Genomic DNA, 4,998 nt, shown 5'->3' with positions numbered 1-4,998 from the left:
TACCATGGCTCTTGAATATTTAAGGCCTGCTCAAATATATGTTTTGTTATCATATTTGCTCCTTTGGATTTTGATTGGGATTTTACCTATTATATCATTTACCCACTCAAAAGTCAAAAGAGCCTATAATATTAATACTTGCTTGTGTCATCCCATATTTTTCTTTACCTGCAAAATGTTTTTCAATATTGTCCAATGAATCTTTGTAAGCAGACTCTTCTTGTGGGGTTAATTGAATGGCATTGATTTTGTATTTATAAATTGGATATAGAGCAATAGATACAATGCCCGATATAATAGCTATAATGACATATATAATTGCTCTTATGGGACCCATAATAACCATAGCAAATTTCCCAAGGACCAATTCAACAATGGCTCCAAGAACGGCTCCAACAATTCCAACAATGGCTCCAAGACCGGCTCCAACAATGACTCCAAAAAAGATTGCACCAATGACTCCAAGGCCTGAGTTAAAGGCCTCATTAATAACGAAATTTATTAAATTTATTGCCAATGTTACTGCACCTATTACCGCACTTATAATAATTAACCATCGATAATACCAATCACCCTCGTCTGACCGGTCCAATATTGCTACAAGAGATTTCTCCTTTCTCTCTTTTTTGTAGTCCTCTCTCCTTGCAGACAAAATTTTGTTATACTCTTCATCAACAACTCTTTTCTTATCATTTCTCTCTTTAAGAATTTTATCTTTTATTAGTTGTGTCTGGGTTTTAATAACACTTATTTCCTTTTCATACCTTATCTTATAAGGTGTCTCTGGGCTTGTTTCTATCAGTTCATTTACAAGGCTATGATATGTTTTTATGAAATCATCAAAAGAGGCATTTATGTAATTTGTTAGCCAATACTCCGCCTCTTTCCAATCAAAGTTTTTTGTACCCCTGGTATATGTGCTTAAATACCCCTTTAACAGGTCTTTGAGTTGTGCCACATCTCTTGCTATTTTGCCCTGGAATTCAAACCCCTCTTTTAATGCATATCTGAAAGTAGTTTCATCAAATCGTTTAAGAAAGCGCCATTTGTCAATATTATCTTTTATGTCAGGAAAAGCCTGTATCCATATAGAAAGTTTTGATTCTATATCTGCCAGGTCATTTATTAACTTAAGTTTTGTGTCTTTATCAACACTTAATAGTTCCTCAGGTTTTGTAATACGATATTCTCCCATTATAAAAGTATCTCCTCCTTGGAGAATGAGAATAAGGGTGTTAAGTGACGCCTTCCCTGATGAAACAGTCTTAAAAAGTTTTCTAAATCTATTTGCCTCTTCTTGATACCCTCTTGCCTCAAGGAAAAGATAGTATGGAGCATTGGGATTTTGCAGGTCTTTTTCATAATGAGAAAAATTTCTTTCAAAACACTCAGCAATCTCTTCATTAGTGAAATAAAATTCTCCGTCAACTCCCTTAAATCTTCTATCTGTATCAAGAATATAAATAGCCTTTATAAGACCTGCGGTCTGGTCTCTTGGGTATTCATCATCAACTATACTTTCAATCTCTGAAAACAGACTCTGATTTACCTGCTCAACCCATTTTGAAATACCCTTTTTATACAGGTGCTTTGTGCCTATATCAGGGTATTTATCCATCAACTCGGCAAGGTCAGCCGGGTCAGAAACTACCATCTGCTCACCCTTAATCATACCAAAGACAAATTCTTTGTATTCAGGTTTATAAGTTCTGTAATGAACTGCAACCCGCTCACCTTTTAGCCAGCTCTGCACCTCCTCATATCCCCATCTTTTTGGAGGTTCAACTGTAATAAGACCTTTGATTAAGTTCTTAAATTCTTCTGGTAAATCATCGGGAATCTCCACTCTGCCTTCTATCTTCATCCTCATTATTCCATACTCACCCAACCCCTCAAATGGTTCTTTACCCGTCCAGAGATAGATTAGAGTAATTCCCAGGGAATAATAATCTACCTTTTTGTCGATAACAGTTTTTCCACCTATGCTCTGAAATAGCTCTGGGGCAGCATAAATTGTTGTCCTTGATTGGCTTGTAAGCCGTTTAGAAAAACCTTCATCTAAGGTTGAAGAGATACCAAAATCACCTATGAGAAGGTCTCTCTTATCCGCATTTTTTAAGAAAAGATTCTGTGGTTTTATGTCTCGGTGTATGATGCTGTGTGTATGACAATAATTAAGTGCCTCAATAGCCTCTCTCACCATTTGTGTCAAGAATTTTATATCTCTAACTGGGAGTAAGTCATACAAGGAACCACCTTCAGCATATTCCATAACTTCAAAAAACCTGTTTTCATAATAACCATAATCTATCAGAGCAATAATATCAGGATGTTTTAATCCCTTAAGGCTTTGGACAATCTCTGTCTTAGGGCTAAAGCGGGGGTAATAAAGTTTAAGCACAAACTTTTCATTATTTTTTTCTAAAAGAAAGACCTCCGCCTCTCCAGAGACTCCAATGGATTTAAGGACTATATATTTTTCGTTATTCAAGATGATTTGATTGGCAATAGATGGTGTTGCTGAAGATGTCTGCAGACCCGCAGAGATAATCTGGGAAGAAACCCTAACTGTTTCGTCATCTATTCCAGATTTGATGATTTGCTCTGAATCTGGTCGGATTGTATCATCTTTACTCATATTTCCACCTCTCCAATTTCTGTTACCATTTCTACTGTTTCTTCTATTATTTCTTTAAATATCCATTTGCCACCAGGTGCTGGATTAGAGCAGCCTTGAGGTCCTTCAGGATGAAGACAATTATAAGCATTACATAGCCAACCAGTAGGTTTAGATACTTTTTTTCTCACATTCTTTTTCACGGTCATAGGTAATAAGACCTTCAGTGCTCCAAAAAATCTCCTTGCCTCCTGATTGTTTGTGAAGTTCTTCTGTTGCATCTTCTCCAGAACCTCTGACCTTGTCCTTTTCTCTTTTTCTTCTTGAACTTTCTTTTCTTCTTGAATCTGCTGTATTCTTGTATCCAAAGTGGCTATTTCTTCTTTTGAAAACAAGGTAAAGGCTTTTCGCCTAACTTCTGGCTGTTCAAACTTCTGCTGATATTCTTTCATCTTCTCTAATTCTATTCTTTCTGGTGAAGTAATGGTAGGTTCTTGTTCAGGCTCTAATGCTTGTTTAAGTAGGTAAATCTCTTCTAAATTTTTGAGGTCTTCGATAGTTTGAACTGCCTGTTTTGTAAGAGGGGTATCACAATATTTACAGAAATCAAAATAGCTGAGGTTATGGCATTGGGGACATTCTATTCCATTTACAGGATTACCGCATTCAGCACAGAACTTTGCACCTTCTTCAAACGGGGCGTAACAAAACTTACATTGTCCTTCTAATAACCACTCTCCACAGGCTTCGCATATATCTGCATTTTCTGAAATAGTTGCTCCACATTTTGGACATCTCCTGCCACCAAGGAGGTCATATCCACATTCCTCGCAGAATTTTGCTTCTAATTCATTTTCTCTTCCACATTCAGGGCATTCTGCCTTTTCTTCTTTTAAAATCTTTTCTTTTATCTCTTCTTTCTTAAGTGCTTCATTCATTGTTGTTTCATCCTCATACAAAGGGCGATTCATCAATGCCTCCTACAAATACTTCTGGCTCAGGATATCTACCTTAACAACAATCTTATAATTCCCCATCTATGATAGCCCTCCTTAAGCATAAGGCTACCTCTTATTTCTTGATAGACCATAGAACATAATGTAAATCCCTTCAAGCATAACCAAAAGAGCCATAATGCTGCTTCCTATTATCACTGCCTTTTTCAAGTTACCATTACTTGCAGTTATGATAAATGTTGAAAGAACAAAGATAGGCGCACCTATTGAGAATATTGAGTGATAAACAAGTTTATTTGCCAGAAACTTAATGCCAACCCACCGTAGAATAACGAGTATTATCACCACAAAAAAAACGAAGTAGATGTTAATATATCCTTCAGTTGCTAACTTTAGTATCTGGGCTATTATCTTTTCAAAACCTCCATAGAATACCCCCATTAATGTAAAGGCAATATTCTGCCATCCACCTTTTAACGCTAAGAAAAGAACTAATATCCCATAGAAAATTATTGTAAAAAGGTAGTAGCCGTGCTTTCCAATTCCTCCTATTGCCCTTGCAAATGCCCTGAAGCCAACAAAAGTTACCAGCATAAACGCAGTAATCCAACCTGGGAGATAACCTCTTGCTGTCATTTCTACTATCGAAATAGTAGTAATTAAAGTTGCAAAAAAGTCCCACCACACTTTAGAAAAATCCTTTCCTTCCTGTAGAAAGAAGATTTTGCATAGAAAGAAGATTTTGCCTCTGAAAACCACGAACCTCTACTCCCGAGCCCGAGCACAACAGACAGGGAAAGTCGAGATGAATATTTCATTGCAGCTTAAGCCGCTGGTAATGGACCTGCGGCTACAAGTTTTTTTAAGCGAGAATCTACCGTTAAATTAAGACCTTGTAAAACTCTTGCACCGAGAGTAAAAGCAATCCCCCCTCTTCACCAAATACAACTTCATCAATTGTAAAAAATTCGTAACTATTCACTTTTGCCACGAAGACACTAAGACACAGAAAATAATTAGAACACGAATAATACGAATGTTCGAATTACACGAATAGGGAAGTAGTAAGGAGTAAAAATTAACTAATTATCTTCTCATTCGTGCTATTCGTTAATTTGTGCAATTCGTGTTCTCTTAAAACTAAAGTTTTGATTAATAACTGCTATAATTTGAAGGTTACCATCCCCTAGTTAAGCGTATCAAAGGTTTGAAACACAGGGTTGTTGTAATCTTCCTAAAATATCTCTTTAAGATTAAACTTTAGCCCTTTGATTAAATTTGATGCAACTATATCTCCTTCCTCGTATCATCTATTCTTTTGTTTCATATTTGTAGACCTTTGGTTTAAAATCAACCTTATTTTTTAAAACCATGGTATCTTCTTTTAAAGACAAAAGATAAAATCCTTCTTTTTCTGCAATCCTT

The 4,998-nt window shown here is 36.1% G+C and carries 3 protein-coding genes; all 3 read right to left on the bottom strand.

Going from position 1 to position 4,998, the window contains the following annotated elements; translation table 11 throughout:
* Positions 1-106: 106 nt before the first annotated feature.
* Positions 107-2,638: a protein kinase gene (locus AB1414_15375; GenBank protein ID MEW6608800.1), complete on the bottom strand. Its 2,532-nt coding sequence runs from the start codon at positions 2,636-2,638 to the stop codon at positions 107-109.
* Entirely contained in the window at positions 2,635-3,588 is a 954-nt protein-coding gene (locus tag AB1414_15370; GenBank protein MEW6608799.1) for a zinc ribbon domain-containing protein, read from the bottom strand. The genes AB1414_15375 and AB1414_15370 overlap by 4 nt, the downstream gene beginning before the upstream one ends.
* A 93-nt stretch (positions 3,589-3,681) precedes the next feature.
* Positions 3,682-4,260, bottom strand: a complete 579-nt coding sequence (locus AB1414_15365; protein MEW6608798.1) for a hypothetical protein — start codon at positions 4,258-4,260, stop codon at positions 3,682-3,684.
* Between the last annotated feature and the right edge of the window lie 738 nt (positions 4,261-4,998).

The organism is bacterium (assembly GCA_040755795.1).
Lineage (GTDB): Bacteria > UBA9089 > CG2-30-40-21 > CG2-30-40-21 > SBAY01 > JBFLXS01.
The sequence above is the reverse complement of the archived record's forward strand: the minus strand, read 5'-3'. Positions and strand labels throughout refer to the sequence as shown.